Origin of the sequence: Streptomyces sp. NPDC059255, assembly GCF_042752355.1 — a bacterium.
Lineage (GTDB): Bacteria > Actinomycetota > Actinomycetes > Streptomycetales > Streptomycetaceae > Streptomyces.
In genome coordinates, this window is the sequence record NZ_JBHYZP010000003.1 from 291,942 (window position 1) to 307,228 (window position 15,287).

12 protein-coding genes and 1 tRNA gene are annotated in these 15,287 nt (G+C 69.9%); 8 read left to right on the top strand and 5 right to left on the bottom strand.

Annotated features, from left to right (window positions below):
• Positions 1–94: 94 nt before the first annotated feature.
• The 6 genes from ACFXKG_RS06955 to purM all read left to right on the top strand — a co-directional run bounded on the left by ACFXKG_RS06955 (position 95) and on the right by purM (position 6,164).
• Positions 95–766 carry a nitroreductase gene (locus ACFXKG_RS06955; RefSeq protein ID WP_384833532.1) on the top strand — a complete coding sequence of 224 codons (672 nt, stop codon included), beginning with the start codon at positions 95–97 and terminating at the stop codon, positions 764–766.
• A 114-nt stretch (positions 767–880) separates the two neighbouring features.
• Positions 881–1,609 carry an SDR family oxidoreductase gene (locus ACFXKG_RS06960; RefSeq protein WP_384833535.1) on the top strand — a complete coding sequence of 243 codons (729 nt, stop codon included), beginning with the start codon at positions 881–883 and terminating at the stop codon, positions 1,607–1,609.
• Between the two features lie 27 nt (positions 1,610–1,636).
• Positions 1,637–2,446, top strand: a complete 810-nt coding sequence (locus ACFXKG_RS06965) for a sterol carrier family protein (protein ID WP_384833538.1) — start codon at positions 1,637–1,639, stop codon at positions 2,444–2,446.
• 60 nt (positions 2,447–2,506) lie between these two features.
• Positions 2,507–3,415, top strand: a complete 909-nt coding sequence (locus ACFXKG_RS06970) for an META domain-containing protein (RefSeq protein WP_384833541.1) — start codon at positions 2,507–2,509, stop codon at positions 3,413–3,415.
• A 75-nt stretch (positions 3,416–3,490) separates the two neighbouring features.
• Positions 3,491–5,017 (top strand): amidophosphoribosyltransferase, encoded by a 1,527-nt coding sequence (purF, locus tag ACFXKG_RS06975; protein ID WP_384833544.1) that lies wholly within the window; start codon positions 3,491–3,493, stop codon positions 5,015–5,017.
• A gap of 76 nt (positions 5,018–5,093) precedes the next feature.
• The gene (gene purM, locus ACFXKG_RS06980) at positions 5,094–6,164 is read left to right on the top strand and encodes a phosphoribosylformylglycinamidine cyclo-ligase (protein WP_384833547.1); all 1,071 of its coding nucleotides are present in this window, start codon (positions 5,094–5,096) and stop codon (positions 6,162–6,164) included.
• A gap of 188 nt (positions 6,165–6,352) precedes the next feature.
• Here the strand turns inward: purM and ACFXKG_RS06985 are convergent, their stop codons facing one another.
• Complete coding sequence (locus tag ACFXKG_RS06985) at positions 6,353–6,619, bottom strand: DUF3073 domain-containing protein (protein WP_384833550.1); 267 nt, start codon at positions 6,617–6,619, stop codon at positions 6,353–6,355.
• Positions 6,620–6,949: 330 nt separating this feature from the next.
• On the bottom strand, positions 6,950–8,047 hold the full coding sequence (locus ACFXKG_RS06990; protein ID WP_384833553.1) for a Leu/Phe/Val dehydrogenase: 1,098 nt from the start codon (positions 8,045–8,047) through the stop codon (positions 6,950–6,952).
• Positions 8,048–8,204: 157 nt separating this feature from the next.
• Here ACFXKG_RS06990 and ACFXKG_RS06995 point away from each other — a divergent pair, with 157 nt between their 5' ends.
• A complete protein-coding gene (locus ACFXKG_RS06995) occupies positions 8,205–9,074 on the top strand; it encodes a hypothetical protein (RefSeq protein WP_384833556.1) in 870 nt (289 codons plus the stop codon).
• Positions 9,075–9,643: 569 nt separating this feature from the next.
• Positions 9,644–9,850, top strand: a complete 207-nt coding sequence (gene bldC / locus ACFXKG_RS07000) for a developmental transcriptional regulator BldC (protein WP_003949541.1) — start codon at positions 9,644–9,646, stop codon at positions 9,848–9,850.
• 488 nt (positions 9,851–10,338) lie between these two features.
• Here bldC and ACFXKG_RS07005 read toward each other — a convergent pair whose 3' ends face one another.
• From ACFXKG_RS07005 to hrpA, 3 genes are all read right to left on the bottom strand, one after another.
• Positions 10,339–10,548 carry a DUF6274 family protein gene (locus tag ACFXKG_RS07005; protein ID WP_384833559.1) on the bottom strand — a complete coding sequence of 70 codons (210 nt, stop codon included), beginning with the start codon at positions 10,546–10,548 and terminating at the stop codon, positions 10,339–10,341.
• Positions 10,549–10,947: 399 nt separating this feature from the next.
• Positions 10,948–11,022, bottom strand: a tRNA-Asp gene (locus ACFXKG_RS07010).
• A gap of 90 nt (positions 11,023–11,112) precedes the next feature.
• Positions 11,113–15,111 carry an ATP-dependent RNA helicase HrpA gene (gene hrpA / locus ACFXKG_RS07015; RefSeq protein ID WP_384833562.1) on the bottom strand — a complete coding sequence of 1,333 codons (3,999 nt, stop codon included), beginning with the start codon at positions 15,109–15,111 and terminating at the stop codon, positions 11,113–11,115.
• Positions 15,112–15,287 lie beyond the last annotated feature (176 nt).

Below are 15,287 nucleotides of genomic sequence, written 5' to 3' on the forward strand. Positions count from 1 at the left end.
ACGATACGGTATCGAATGATACGGTCGTGAGTGTAATGAAGATGGATGACGACGAACCCACGAACCCGTTGAAGCGGATGGAGGCGGGGTGATCATGGACGTCTACGAGGCGGTCACAAGCCGGCGAGCGGTGCGCGGATTCACCGGCCGGCCCGTCCCGAGGGAAGTGCTGGAGCGCGTGCTGTCCGCCGCGGCCTGGGCGCCGTCCGGTTCGAACCTCCAGCCGTGGCGCGCCTATGTGGTGACCGGCGCGCCGTTGACCGAGATCAAGAGGCGCGCCGTCGGGCGCCTGGCCGCGGGCGACTCCTGGGACGAGGCGGAGTACGAGATGTACCCGCCCGCGCTGAAGTCCCCGTACCACGAGCGCCGATCCGCTTTCGGCGAGCAGCGTTACGGAGCACTCGGCATTCCGCGGGAGGTCACCGAGGCGCGCCAGCGGGCCGCCTCCGCGAACTGGGACTGTTTCGGCGCGCCCGCCGCTCTGTTCTGCTATATCGACCGCGACATGGGCTGGCCCCAGTGGTCCGACGTCGGCATGTATCTGCAGACCGTCATGCTGCTGCTCCGCGCCGAACGACTGCACAGCTGCACGCAGATGGCCTGGGCGAAGTTCCACAGGACCGTCGCGGCGGTCCTGTCACCCCCGGAGGAGCTCATCCTCTTCTGCGGCATGTCGATCGGATTCGAGTGCGTCACGGCCGGCGGCGACGTCCGTACGGGCCGCGCGCCGCTCGACGAGACGGTCACGTTCGTCGACGGCCGCTGACATCACCCTGCCTCGGCCGTCCGGTGCGCCGGTCGTTGCCCTGTCCACATAACTACCCAAGTGTCATATTTCACACGAAGACGAATGAACACAAAGAAGAATGAAAGGCATGTCATGAAGGTCGCAGTCATCGGCGGTACCGGGCTCATCGGGTCGCAGGTCGTCAAGAATCTGAACGCCGCCGGGCACGAGGCGGTACCGCACTCGCTGTCCAGCGGGGTGGACGTCATCAGCGGCCAGGGGCTGGACGAGGCGGTGGCGGGCGCTGACGTCGTCGTCAATCTGACGAACTCCCCGACGTTCGACGAGGCCTCCCTGGCCTTCTTCCAGACCTCGATGGACAACCTCCTGGCCGCGGCCCGCAGGGGCGGCGCCGGCCACTTCGTCATCCTCTCGATCGTCGGCGCGGAGCAGGTCCCGGAGCTGGACTACTACCGCGCCAAGGTGCTCCAGGAGAACCTCCTCGCCGCCGGGCCGGTCCCGTACTCGATCGTCCGGGCGACGCAGTTCATGGAGTTCATGGACGCCACCATGTCCTGGACCACCGACGGCGACACCGTCCGGCTGCCCGCCACACCGATCCAGCCGATCGCCGCCAAGGACGTGGCCGCCGCCGTGGCCGAGGTCGCCGCGGGCGCCCCGCTGAACGGCATCCGCAACATCGCCGGTCCCGAGATCTTCTCCCTCGACGAGGTGGGCCGTATCACCCTGTCCCGCAAGGGCGGCAGCCGTACGGTCGTCACCGACCCCACCGCCGGCATGTTCGCCGCCGTCAAGGGCGACGTCCTCACCGACAAGGACGCGCACCTCGCCCCCACCCACTACGCCGACTGGCTCTCCTGACCCTGTCGACCTCGTTAACCTCGCCCCATGCCCCCTGCCAAGAAGCGTGCCCGCAGCTACGACTCCGCCAAGATCCGGGCCGCCGTTCTGGCCCAGTTCGGGAATGTCCGCGCGGCGGTCGGGCGCCTCACCCCCGAGCAGCTCGCGCTGCCCAGCGGGCTCGGGGAGTGGAGGGTGCGGGAACTGGCCGCGCATCTGTGCATGGCGGTCGAGTCCGTCAACCTCTCCATCGAGCAGGAGGGGCGGACCCGGGACCGCGACCGGCGGGGTGCGCCCGTCACCCTCGCCACCTGGCCCTTCGCCACCGCCGCGCACGCCGGTGCCATCTCCGGGAGCGTCACCGCGTACGCCGCGTCGGCCGCCCCGGACGAGCTGTTCGCCCGTACCGCCGCCCGGATCGAGGCGCTGCTGCCCGGCGCCGACGACGACCGGGTGGTGGCGATGCGGCTCGGGGCGATGCGGCTCGGGGACTATCTCGTCACCCGGACCGTCGAGCTGATCGTCCACACCGACGACCTCAACCGCGCCGCCGGACTCGCCGTGCCCTTCGACCGGCAGGCCCTCGCCGCCTGCACCCGGGTGCTCGCCGACGCGCTCGCCGTCAAGGCGCCCGGTTCGGCCACCGAGGTGCGGGTGCCGCCGTACGCCGTCGTGCAGTGCGTGGCCGGGCCGCGGCACACCCGGGGGACCCCGCCCAACGTCGTGGAGACCGATCCGCTGACGTGGATCCGGCTGGCCACCGGCCGTACGGACTGGCGCACCGAGATCGACGCGGCGCGGGTCGGCGCGAGCGGGGAGCGGGCGGATCTCGGCGGTCTGCTCCCGCTGATGGGGTGACGGGCCGGGAGACGCACGGGCGAGGCGGAACCGTACCGTGACCCGTCCCGTCCCACGGGTATGCGGAAACAGAAGATCATCCACGGCCCTCGCGTCACACACATCGCCGCCGTCACCACGGTCGCGCTGCTCGCGCTGACCGCCTGCGGCACCGAGAGCAAGGACGGGTCCGGTGCCGGATCCGGCACCGGGAACCGGGCCGGCGGCGGGTCCGTACGGACCGATCTGCCGCTCACCGGTGTCCGCTGGAGCGTCGACAGCGTGACGGTGGACGGCAGGAAGACCGCCGCGCCCGCCGGCGCCGGCGTCGAGATCAGCTCCCAGGGCCGGGCCAGCGCACAGACCGGCTGCAACCGCATCGGCGCGGATGTCACCGTCGAGGGCGACACCGTCACCGTCGGTGAGAAGGAGACCACGCTGGTCGGGTGCGACAAGGAGATGGAGAGCTTCGAGAAGGCGCTCGACGGCGCGTTCGCCGGGAAGCTCACCGCCAAGGTCCAGGACAAGAAGCTCACCCTCACCACGCCGGACGGCGACACGATCGCGCTGACCTCCGAGGGGCCCGAGGACGCCGCGCCCCTCGCCGGGACCAGGTGGACGGTCGGCTCGCTCACCGAGAACGACACGGCGACCTCCGTGCCGCAGGGCGCCGAGGGCAAGGCGTTCTTCACGATCACTCTGGGTAAGGAAGCTCAGGCCGGAAAGGACGGCGAGCGCACCGGCTCCGTCGAGGGCAGCCTCGGCTGCAACCGCTTCAAGGCGCCCGCCACCGTCACGGACACGACCCTCACCCTCGGCCGGATCACCGCCACCCGCAAGCTCTGCCCCGGACCCGGGATGACCCTGGAACGCCAGGTGCAGAAGGTGCTGGAGGGCAAGGTCACATATGAGCTGCGCCACCGGGACCTCAACCTCAAGACCGCCGAAGGGGAGGGGATCGGAGCCCTCGCGGCCACCCCGGAGAAGTAGCCCGAAGGGCCCGCGGGGGCCCCGGTCCGCATCCCCAATTCGGACCAGTGGTCGATCTCGCCTACACTCGGTGGCGTGCCTCGTGGTGATGGACGACTCAACCACGACCTGCTCCCCGGAGAGAAAGGCCCCCAGGACGCTTGCGGCGTCTTCGGAGTCTGGGCCCCGGGTGAAGAGGTCGCCAAGCTCACCTATTTCGGACTGTATGCCCTACAGCACCGTGGACAGGAGTCCGCGGGCATCGCAGTGAGCAACGGGTCCAAGATCCTGGTTTTCAAGGACATGGGCCTCGTCTCACAGGTCTTCGACGAAACCTCCCTCAGCTCCCTCGTGGGGCATATCGCGGTGGGCCATGCCCGCTACTCCACCACCGGAGCCTCGGTGTGGGAGAACGCGCAGCCGACCTTCCGGGCCACGGCCCACGGCTCCATCGCGCTCGGCCACAACGGCAATCTGGTCAACACCGCCCAGCTCGCCGAGATGGTCGCGGACCTGCCCAAGGAGAACGGCCGGACGACCCGGGTCGCCGCCACCAACGACACCGACCTGGTCACGGCCCTGCTGGCCAGCCAGTCGGACGCCGACGGCAAGCCCCTCACGGTCGAGGAAGCCGCCGCCAGGATCCTGCCCGACGTCCAGGGCGCCTTCTCGTTCGTCTTCATGGACGAGCACACCCTCTACGCCGCCCGCGACCCGCAGGGCATCCGCCCGCTCGTCCTCGGCCGGCTGGAGCGCGGCTGGGTCGTCGCCTCCGAGGGCGCCGCCCTCGACATCTGCGGCGCCTCCTTCGTCCGCGAGATCGAGCCCGGCGAGCTGATCGCCATCGACGAGAACGGTCTGCGTACGCAGCGATTCGCGGAAGCGAAGCCCAAGGGCTGCGTCTTCGAGTACGTCTACCTGGCCCGTCCCGATACGGACATCGCCGGTCGGAATGTCTATCTGTCCCGGGTCGAGATGGGCCGGAAACTGGCCAAGGAAGCCCCGGTCGAGGCAGATCTGGTCATAGCCACGCCCGAGTCCGGCACCCCCGCCGCGATCGGGTACGCGGAGGCCAGCGGCATCCCGTACGGATCCGGACTCGTCAAGAACGCCTACGTCGGCCGGACCTTCATCCAGCCGTCCCAGACCATCCGCCAGCTGGGCATCCGGCTGAAGCTGAACCCGCTGAAGGAAGTCATCCGCGGCAAGCGCCTGGTGGTCGTCGACGACTCGATCGTCCGCGGCAACACCCAGCGCGCCCTCGTCAAGATGCTCCGGGAGGCGGGCGCCGCCGAGGTCCACATCCGGATCTCGTCCCCGCCGGTCAAGTGGCCCTGCTTCTTCGGCATCGACTTCGCCACCCGCGCGGAGCTGATCGCCAACGGCATGACGGTCGAGGAGATCGGCGTCTCCATGGGCGCCGACTCGCTCTCGTACATCTCCATCGACGGGATGATCGAGGCGACCACGATCGCCAAGCCCAACCTCTGCCGGGCCTGCTTCGACGGTGAGTACCCGATGGAGCTTCCCGACCCCGAGCTGCTCGGCAAGCAGCTCCTGGAGACCGAGCTGGCGGCGGGACCGGCCGCCACCGCCGCGTCGGAAGCGCTGCGCAGGCCGTAGCGCCGCCCGCGCCGCACCGTCCCGGGCTCTCCGCATGATGTTCGACGACCTCACGACGACAGGAAAGTACCCAGCCATGTCCGAAACGACTACTGGTGCCAGCTATGCCGCCGCGGGCGTCGACATCGAAGCCGGTGACCGCGCGGTCGAGCTGATGAAGGAGTGGGTGAGGAAGACGAAGCGCCCCGAGGTCCTCGGCGGCCTCGGCGGGTTCGCCGGCCTCTTCGACGCCTCCGCCCTCAAGCGCTACGAACGCCCGCTGCTCGCCTCCGCCACCGACGGCGTCGGCACGAAGGTCGACCTCGCCCGCCAGATGGGCGTGTACGACACGATCGGCCGCGACCTCGTCGGCATGGTCGTCGACGACCTCGTCGTCTGCGGCGCCGAGCCGCTCTTCATGACCGACTACATCTGTGTCGGCAAGGTCCACCCCGAGCGGGTCGCCGCCATCGTCAAGGGCATCGCCGAAGGCTGTGTGCTGGCCGGCTGCGCCCTGGTCGGCGGCGAGACCGCCGAGCACCCCGGACTCCTCGGCGAGGACGACTTCGACGTCGCCGGCGCCGGTACGGGCGTGGTCGAGGCGGACCGGCTGCTCGGCGCGGACCGTATCCGTACGGGGGACGCGGTCATCGCGATGGCGTCCTCAGGACTTCACTCGAACGGGTACTCGCTCGTCCGCCACGTGGTCTTCGACCGGGCCGGCTGGTCCCTGGAGCGCGAGGTCGCCGAGTTCGGCCGGACGCTCGGCGAGGAGCTGCTGGAGCCCACCAGGATCTACTCGCTGGACTGCCTGGCCCTCACCAGGACGACCGAGGTGCACGCGTTCAGCCACATCACCGGCGGCGGCCTGGCGGCCAACCTCGCCCGGGTGATCCCGGACGGGCTGCACGCCACGGTGGACCGCTCGACATGGACGCCCGGCGCGGTCTTCGACGTGATCGGCACCGCGGGCCGGGTGGAGCGCCTGGAGCTGGAGAAGACGCTGAACATGGGCGTGGGCATGATGGCGGTCGTCCCGGCGGAGTCCGCCGACGCCGCCCTCACCACCCTCGCCGACCGCGGCGTGGAGGCGTGGATCGCCGGCGAGATCACCGAGCGCGCGGACCACTCCACCGGAGCGGCGCTGACCGGCGACTACGCGAGCTGACGTGCCGACCCGCGCCGCCGACCACCGGACTCCACAGGCTCCATGGACTCCACGGCCGGCGCGGGAGTGCGCGGCCGGCACGGAGCCCGGTGCGGAACCTGGTGCGGACAGCACAGAACCCGGTCCAGGGCTGCGCGCCCCGGACCGGGCTGATGCTGATGACGAGCGGACGCTCGGGATGTACGACGTCAAGCGCCGCGGCGCCGGGCCGAGGGGCCGGACTCGCCGTCCTCGTCCTCGTCGTCGTTGTACCGATCCGCGTTGTAGCGGTCCGCGTACTGTGCGTACGGGTCATCTTCCTCGTCGTCATCCTCGAACGGCTCGCCGTTCGGCGGTTGACTTGAAGGCGATGCGCCCAGCTCGTTGGCCAGACGCGACAGGTCTGTGCCGCCGCTGTTGTACTTCAGCTGGCGGGCGACCTTCGTCTGCTTGGCCTTGGCCCGGCCGCGCCCCATGGCTCGACCCCCTCGGTGACGGGGCTCGACGGCCCCAGAGTCTTGACACGCGTTCATGAATCAGAACGAGCTCTCCGCGGAGACACCCGTCCGTAGGGCTTCAACGGTACCTGCTTCCGCGGCCATACGGTACGCCGCCCGCATGACGCGCCCCGGTGCAGGGCCGGCGAGACGCCCCGTCCTCGCTGGTCAGCAGCGATTTTAACCTCTTCTGGAGGGGCGACCCGCCGACCGGCGTGAGTCTGGTCTCCCCGCCCGCCCCCGGCCCGCTCCCCGCCCCGCCCGCACGCCGGGGAACACGCTCGGTGACTTCTCGGGCCTGCTGGGTGATCAGCCTTGGGGGTGGCGTGCTTCGGCCATCCTGTGCTCGGCGATCCGGTCGGCCGCCGCGGCCGGCGGAATCCCGTCCTCCTTCGCACGTGCGAAGATCGAAAGAGTCGTGTCGAAGATCCTCGCGGCCTTCGCGCGGCACCGCTCGAAGTCGAAGCCGTGCAGCTCGTCCGCGACCTGGATGACCCCGCCCGAGTTCACCACGTAGTCGGGCGCGTACAGGATCCGGCGGTCGGCGAGGTCCTTCTCGACGCCCGGGTGGGCGAGCTGGTTGTTGGCCGCCCCGCAGACGATCGCCGCGGTGAGCACGGGCACGGACGCGTCGTCCAGCGCGCCGCCGAGCGCGCACGGCGCGTAGATGTCCAGGCCCTCCGTGCGGATCAGCGCCTCCGTGTCGGCCACGGCGGTGACCTGCGGGTGCGCCTCCGTCACCCGGCGTACCGACGCCTCGCGCACATCCGTGACCACGACCTCGGCGCCGTCCTTGAGCAGGTGCTCCACCAGGTGGTGCCCGACCTTCCCGACGCCCGCGATGCCGACCCGGCGCCCGCGCAGCGACGGATCGCCCCACTGGTGCTGGGCGCTCGCCCGCATGCCCTGGAAGACGCCGAAGGCGGTCAGGACGGAGGAGTCGCCCGCGCCGCCGTTCTCGGGGGAGCGCCCGGTGGTCCAGGCGCAGGTGCGCGCGACGACGTCCATGTCCGCCACGTACGTACCGACGTCGCACGCCGTGACGTACCGGCCGCCGAGCGAGGCCACGAACCGGCCGTAGGCCAGCAGGAGCTCCTCGCTCTTGATCTGCTCGGGGTCCCCGATGATCACCGCCTTGCCGCCGCCGTGGTCGAGCCCCGCGAGGGCGTTCTTGTACGACATGCCCCGGGAGAGGTTCAGCGCGTCGGCGACGGCCTCCTCCTCGGAGGCGTACGGGTAGAAGCGGGTGCCGCCGAGGGCCGGGCCCAGGGCGGTGGAGTGGATGGCGATGACGGCCTTGAGGCCGCTGGCGCGGTCCTGGCAGAGCACGACCTGCTCATGGCCCCCCTGCTCCGAGCGGAACAGGGTGTGCAGTACGTCGTTGTGCGCGCCGGAAACATCGGTCACGGTGGTGACTCCCCAGTAAGAAACGGCGTCGGTCCCTCCGGTGGGTGGTGGAGCGACCGGTCGGGCAAGCAAGAGGGTAAGTCCTCCGCGGGCGTGGATCAGCCGCAGTGCCGAGGATCACCCCCTCGGGGGTGACGGACATGGGACGATGCGGCCCATGCCGGCGGTGTCTTCTGTCCATGTCCCTTACGCGTCCTACCTGCGGGTGTACGAGCCGCTGGGGGCCTTCCCCGAACCGGAGAGGAGTCACTGGGCGCGCTACGCCAAGCGGGACCGTACGCCCGGCGCCCAGGACGAGCTGCGGCGCTCCCTCGCGGACCTGCTGCCCACCCCGCCGGTGCCCGTGCCGGTGCACGAGAGCGGGGAGGCGTTCGTCACCGAGGTCGACGGCGTGGTGTGCGTCTGTCCGTGGCGGACGCGGCTGCGCGGCTGGCTGGCACTGGAGGAGCTGAGCCGGACGCTGCCCGCCCCGCTGCTGGACGCGGTGCTCCCGCCGGTGGTGCGATTTCAGGCCACCTCGGACTACGAGCACTGGCGGGACCGGAACCCGGACGCGCGGCCGTGGATCAGGACGGCCCGCTGGCAGGTCCCGGTGGGCTGGTTCGCGCTCTTCTCCGACGAGGAGCGGCTGTACGAGAAGGAGAGCCCCGCCACCGACGCGTCGCCGGAGGCCGGCGACCCGGCGCCCGTACTGCGCTACCGGACCCCGATGGTGCAGGCCAGGCGGCGGCTGGCCCGCGCGCTGAAGACGCTGCGGGAGACCCTGGACGACGGGCCCGTGGTCGAAGGTCTGGTCGAGGTGGGGCGGTGGCTGGAGGAGTTCCACCCGCGTTCACTGGTCGAACTGGACTACGGCGGTCTCGTCCACGTGATGTCCCGGGAGCAGTTGGCGGACGACCGCTCGGCCGCCGATGTGGCGGCGGCGGTCGCCGCGCTGCGGGACGGGGACGGCGAGGCGGCGGGGGAGGCGTACGCCCGGCTCATGGAGCGCTGGCGCGCGGTGCGGGACCGGCAGCACGCCAGCTGAGCGCGCGGGCCGGGTGCGCCGTATTCCGCCGGGAGGCGTTCACTCCTACCCGGTCCGCCCGGTCGGGCAAACGGTCATGGGGAAGCCATGGAACGGGCTTGGCCGGACCTTGAATCGGGCACCGGGGCAGAGGTCCCGATCCGGGCCAATGCCTCAAGGGTGACGGACCGCACTAACGGGGCTCTTGCGCCCATCGCCCCTCCTCGTGTCAAAATAGGACAAGGAGTCCGGGGAGGGCTCCATCCGTCCAAGTATGGGCGGAATGCTCGGCATTGCACTCTTTGTAGGGGGGCCAGTGACTCCTGATCATTCTGTGACTGATCGTATCTGTGACGTGACTGTCCGCTATGGCATGGTCCATCGGCTTCCGCCGCTGATGAACACCTCAGAGGGCAATTCCATCGGTTTGGCCTACGTGGCTGGACGGATGGTGTAGTTGTAGTGCCGAGGACAAGCCGTTCGTCCTATAACCGACTCGACCCGCGTCCGCCATTTCGGGCAACGCGGGTCAAGGTGCAGAATTTAGAGGAAAGAACCGAGAAGGTTCGGTTCTCCCGAGGAGGCCGCTCATGACCGCTCGCACCCCTGATGCCGAGCCGCTGCTGACCCCGGCTGAGGTTGCCACGATGTTCCGTGTGGACCCGAAGACGGTCACACGCTGGGCAAAGGCCGGCAAGCTCACGTCCATCCGCACGCTCGGTGGGCATCGCCGGTATCGCGAGGCAGAGGTCCGCGCACTGCTTGCGGGTATTCCGCAGCAGCGCAGCGAGGCCTGAACACCCCAGTAAGGCTCATTTAGGGCTCAAACCAAGCAGGGCACAGCCGGGTCCCCCATATCCGGTCGTCCCGACCCATGGCTCCACACGACGGGCACCTGCCCCAACAGGTGCCATGCCCACGCAAGACGGGTAAGTCGCCGATCGCGCCGGACTCCGCCGAGTCCGGCGCGATTTTTTGTGCGCGGAAACGGTGTGGAACGAGTGGTTCCGGTGGTGACGGGGAACGAGCGGGGAGGGCTCGGACGGGGAGTGCAATTGCACATATGAAATTGATGCCTTGTAGGCGGGGTGTAAGTCCTGCCTTTGCAGGAAGTTCCTACGTGACTCCCGTCACATCCTTCAACTCTTGCCAACGGCGAGCGAACCGCTCGTGGGCACTTGTCAGATCATGGTCGCCAGGGACCCGGAACGCACTCCGCCACGCGGGACGGAGACGCGACGACGGCGGGACGGCCATCGGCCGGCAGCCGAACACCAGTCAAACGTCAGACTGCGGGAGGGGGTTGGCCGCCGGGTAACTTCACCAGGAGGAAACCGGCACCCTCCGGAGCGGCGTCGGGAGCCGTCACGGACTCGTCGACGAGCCGCTGGAGGCGATGGCAGACCGGGCAGTACCCGGTGGCGTGCGGGCGGCCCGAAGCGGCCGCCAGGTGGGCGCGCAGCAGCGCGCCCGTCTCATGTTTCGTCTGCCTCACGGGCCGGGTCCGATTCGCCGGCCTCGCTGTCGATGCGGTCACGCACACCACCCCCGGTGCGGCCCCGGGATGCGACGGACAAGGGGCCTTCTGCTTAGGTACCCCGGGCCGTGAACCCCGTCAAGACGCATCGCCCCCGCCCCGCCGGATTTGGGCACGCCATTACTGCGGCGTTACCGCTGCGTCGACGGCGCTTGCCGTATGCAATGGAGTCCGGCGCCGAGGACGGGCGAGCGCGGCGTACGGCAAAACGACCAGGTTCCGTACGCCCGCGCACCGGCACGCATACGCCCGCGCGAGCCGCCGGGTCCGCGCACGCACGCCCCGGGTGCCCTGCGGCGCGCGGCCGCGCACGGCGAAGGGCCCGCATCCGGTGATCGGATGCGGGCCCTTCTTATGCGGTCCTGACGGGATTTGAACCCGCGGCCTCCACCTTGACAGGGTGGCGAGCACTCCAAACTGCTCCACAGGACCAGGTTTCGCGGCCCCGTAGTGGCGGCTGCGAAACGAGACTCTACAGCAGCTCGGAGGGTGCGGTCGAACCGGATGCCGGCGGCCCGGGCATCACGGGGCCGCCGCGTCGATCGCCTTCACGATCCGCTTGTCCGAGACCGGGTACGCGGTGCCCAGCGCGTGCGCGAAGTAGCTCACCCGCAGCTCCTCGATCATCCAGCGGATGTCCAGCACCTCGGGCGGCACCGGCCGCCCCCGCGGCAGCTGTTCGAGCAGCCACGCGTACTCGTCCCGCATCTCGTGGACCTTCTCCATGCGCGTGGTGTCGCGCTGGACGGCCGTCGGCATCTGCTGGAGCCTGCGGTCCACCGCCACCAGGTAGCGCATCAGGTCCGGCAGCCTGCGCAGCCCCGTGAGGGTGACGAAGCCGGCCGGTACGAGGGCCGCCAGCTGGTCCCTGACGTCCTGGACGTTGTTGACCAGCACCAGGCTGTTCGTGGCCTTCAGACGGCGCTCACAGGACTGCCAGGCGGCCAGGATCTGCTGGACCTGGCCGACGGTCCGCACCGTCGCGTCGACGAGGTCGGCGCGCACCCTGTCGTACAGCTTCCGGAACGACTCCTCGTCCCACGCCGGGCCCCCGTGGTCCGCGATCAGCTTGTCCGCGGCGGCCGTCGCGCAGTCCTCGAAGAGCGCCTGCACCGATCCGTGCGGATTGCGGGACAGCGCCAGCTTCTGCTGGTTGGTGAGCTTGTCCGAGGCGAACTTCGCCGGGTTGACCGGGATGTTCAGCATGATCAGCCGCCGGGTGCCCGCCCACATCGCCTGCCGCTGCTCGGCCGCCGTGTCGAAGAGCCGTACGGCCACGGTCGCGCCCTGGTCGACCAGGGCCGGGTACGCCTTCACCGGCTGGCCGGCCCGCCGAGTTTCGAAGATCCGTACCAGCGTGCCGATGGTCCACTCCGTCAGCCCCGTGCGCTCGATCGTCTCCCCGCCCGAACGCTCCGCGGTGGCCGCGGCGGCCTGGGAGAGGGCCTGGCGGGCCTTGGGGCGCAGCTGAAGCCGCAGCTCCTCCAGGTCCTTCGCCTCGGCGACCTTGCGGCGCCGCTCGTCGACGATCCGGAAGGTGATCTTGAGGTGGTCCGGGATCCGGCTCAGGTCGAAGTCCTCGGCCGAGACCGGCACACCGACCATCCGCTGGAGTTCGCGCGCCAGCGTGACCGGCAGCGGCTCCTGGAGGGGGACGGCGCGGTCGAGGAAGGCGGCCGCGTAGTTCGGCGCGGGCACGTAGTGGCGCCGTACGGGCTTGGGCAGTGACCGGATCAGCTCCACGACCACCTCCTCGCGCAGCCCCGGGATCTGCCAGTCGAAGCCCTCGGCGGTGACCTGGTTGAGCACCTGGAGCGGGACGTGGACGGTGACGCCGTCCGCGTCCGTGCCCGGCTCGAACTGGTACGTCACCCGGAACTTGAGCGCGCCCTGGCGCCAGGAGTCCGGGTAGTCGTCCTTGGTGACCGAGCCGGCCTTCTCGTTGATGAGCATCGACCGCTCGAAGTCGAGCAGCTCCGGCTCCTCGCGCCGCTTCGCCTTCCACCAGGAGTCGAAGTGCGCCCCGGAGACCACGTCCTCCGGCACGCGACGGTCGTAGAAGTCGTACAGCGTCTCGTCGTCCACGAGGATGTCGCGGCGCCGGGCGCGGTGCTCCAGCTCCTCGACCTCGCCGAGCAGTTTGCGATTGTCATGGAAGAACTGGTGGTGCGTGCGCCAGTCGCCCTCGACCAGCGCGTTACGGATGAACAGCTCCCGCGACGCCTCGGCGTCGATACGGCCGAAATTCACCTTGCGCTGGGCGACGATCGGTACTCCGTACAGCGTGACCTTCTCGTACGCCATGACGGCCGCCGCGTCCTTCTCCCAGTGCGGCTCGCTGTACGTGCGCTTGAGGAGATGGCCGGCCAGCGGCTCGATCCACTCGGGCTCGATCCGCGCGTTGACGCGCGCCCAGAGCCGGGAGGTCTCCACCAGCTCGGCAGACATGAGGAAGCGCGGCGGCTTCCTGAAGAGGGCGGAGCCGGGGAAGACCGCGAACTTCGCGCTGCGGGCGCCCAGATACTCGTTCCTGCCGCCGTCCTTCCGCGCGCCGTCCTTGCCGTCCCGCCCGCCGTCCTTCTTCGAGGCGTCCTTCTCCTTCACGTCCTTCATGCCGATGTGCGACAGCAGTCCGGAGAGGAGCGAGACATGGACGGACTGCTCCGCCGCGTCCTCCTCGTTGAGGTGGATGCCCATCTGCCGGGCGACCGTGCGGAGCTGGGAGTAGATGTCCTGCCACTCGCGGATCCGCAGGAAGTTCAGGTACTCCGTCTTGCACATCCGGCGGAACGCGGAGGACGACAGCGCCTTCTGCTGCTCCCGTACGTACCGCCAGAGGTTGAGGAAGGCGAGGAAGTCGGAGGTCTCGTCCTTGAAGCGGGCGTGCTGCTGGTCGGCCTGCGCCTGTTTCTCGGAGGGGCGCTCGCGCGGGTCCTGGATGGAGAGCGCGGCGGCGATCACCATCACCTCCCGTACGCAGCCGTTGCGGTCGGCCTCGATGACCATGCGGGCGAGCCGCGGGTCCACCGGGAGCTGGGAGAGTTTGCGGCCGAGCGGGGTGAGCCGCTTCTTCAGGTCCTTCTCCGCCATGTCGAAGGCGCCCAGCTCCTGGAGGAGCTGCACACCGTCGCGGATGTTGCGGTGGTCCGGCGGATCGATGAAGGGGAACTTCTCGATGTCGCCGAGGCCGGCCGCGGTCATCTGGAGGATGACGGACGCCAGGTTGGTCCGCAGGATCTCCGCGTCCGTGAACTCCGGGCGGGAGACGAAGTCCTCCTCGGAGTAGAGCCGGACGCAGACGCCGTCGGAGGTACGGCCGCAGCGGCCCTTGCGCTGGTTGGCGCTGGCCTGGGAGATCTTCTCGATCGGCAGGCGCTGGACCTTGGTGCGGTGGCTGTAGCGGGAGATCCGGGCGTTGCCCGGGTCGATCACGTACTTGATGCCGGGGACGGTCAGCGAGGTCTCGGCGACATTGGTCGCCAGGACGATCCGGCGTGTCGCGTTTCCGGAGGTCCGCTGGAATACCCGGTTCTGCTCGGCATGCGAGAGCCGCGCGTAGAGGGGGAGGACCTCGGTGTCGCGGTGCGAGAGCTTCTGCAGCGCCTCCGCGGTGTCGCGGATCTCCCGCTCGCCGGAGAGGAAGACCAGGATGTCGCCGGGGGCCTCGCGCTGGAGTTCCTCGACGGCGTCGGCGATCGCGGTGATCTGGTCCCGGTCGCGCTCCGCGCTGTCGTCCTCCAGGAGCGGGCGGTAGCGGACCTCGACCGGGTACGTACGGCCCGAGACCTCGACGATGGGCGCGTCCCCGAAGTGCCGGGAGAAACGTTCCGGGTCGATGGTCGCGGAGGTGATGACGACCTTGAGGTCGGGGCGTCTGGGCAGCAGCTGGGCGAGATAGCCCAGCAGGAAGTCGATGTTGAGGCTGCGTTCGTGGGCCTCGTCGATGATGAGGGTGTCGTACGCGAGCAGTTCGCGGTCCGTCTGGACCTCCGCGAGCAGGATGCCGTCCGTCATCAGCTTGACGAAGGTCGCGTCCTGGTCGACCTGGTCGGTGAAGCGGACCTTCCAGCCGACGGCCTCCCCCAGCGGGGTGTCCAGCTCCTGCGCGACGCGCTCCGCGACCGTACGGGCGGCGATCCGGCGGGGCTGGGTGTGCCCGATCATCCCGCGGACGCCGCGGCCCAGCTCCAGACAGATCTTGGGGATCTGGGTCGTCTTGCCCGACCCGGTCTCACCGGCGACGATCACGACCTGGTGGTCGCGTATCGCCTCCAGGATCGTGTTCTTCTTCTGGCTGACGGGCAGCTGCTCGGGGTACGAGACCTCGGGCACCCGCCCGGCGCGCAGCCGCGTCCGCTCGGCGGCCTTCCCGGCCTGACCTGCGATCTCGTCGAGCACGGCCTGGCGCGCTTCGGGTTTACGGATGCGCCGGGCGCCTTCGAGACGGCGGCCGAGCCGCTGCGCGTCACGCAGCGATACGTCGGCCAGCAGGGTCTGGAGGTCGGCGAAGGAAGTAGACATACCGAAACCAGGATCTCACCCGGGCCGACGGGGTGGCGAACGATTTCGTCGCGGGGCGGGCGTCCGGAGGGGAGCGGAGCCCACCTTCGGCTGGGCGGCAGGAGGCGCGAGCAGGAGGCGCGGTACGGGAAAACCCCCGCCGGATTCGCCGGGCGGGGGCTTGGTGCCCTTGCGGG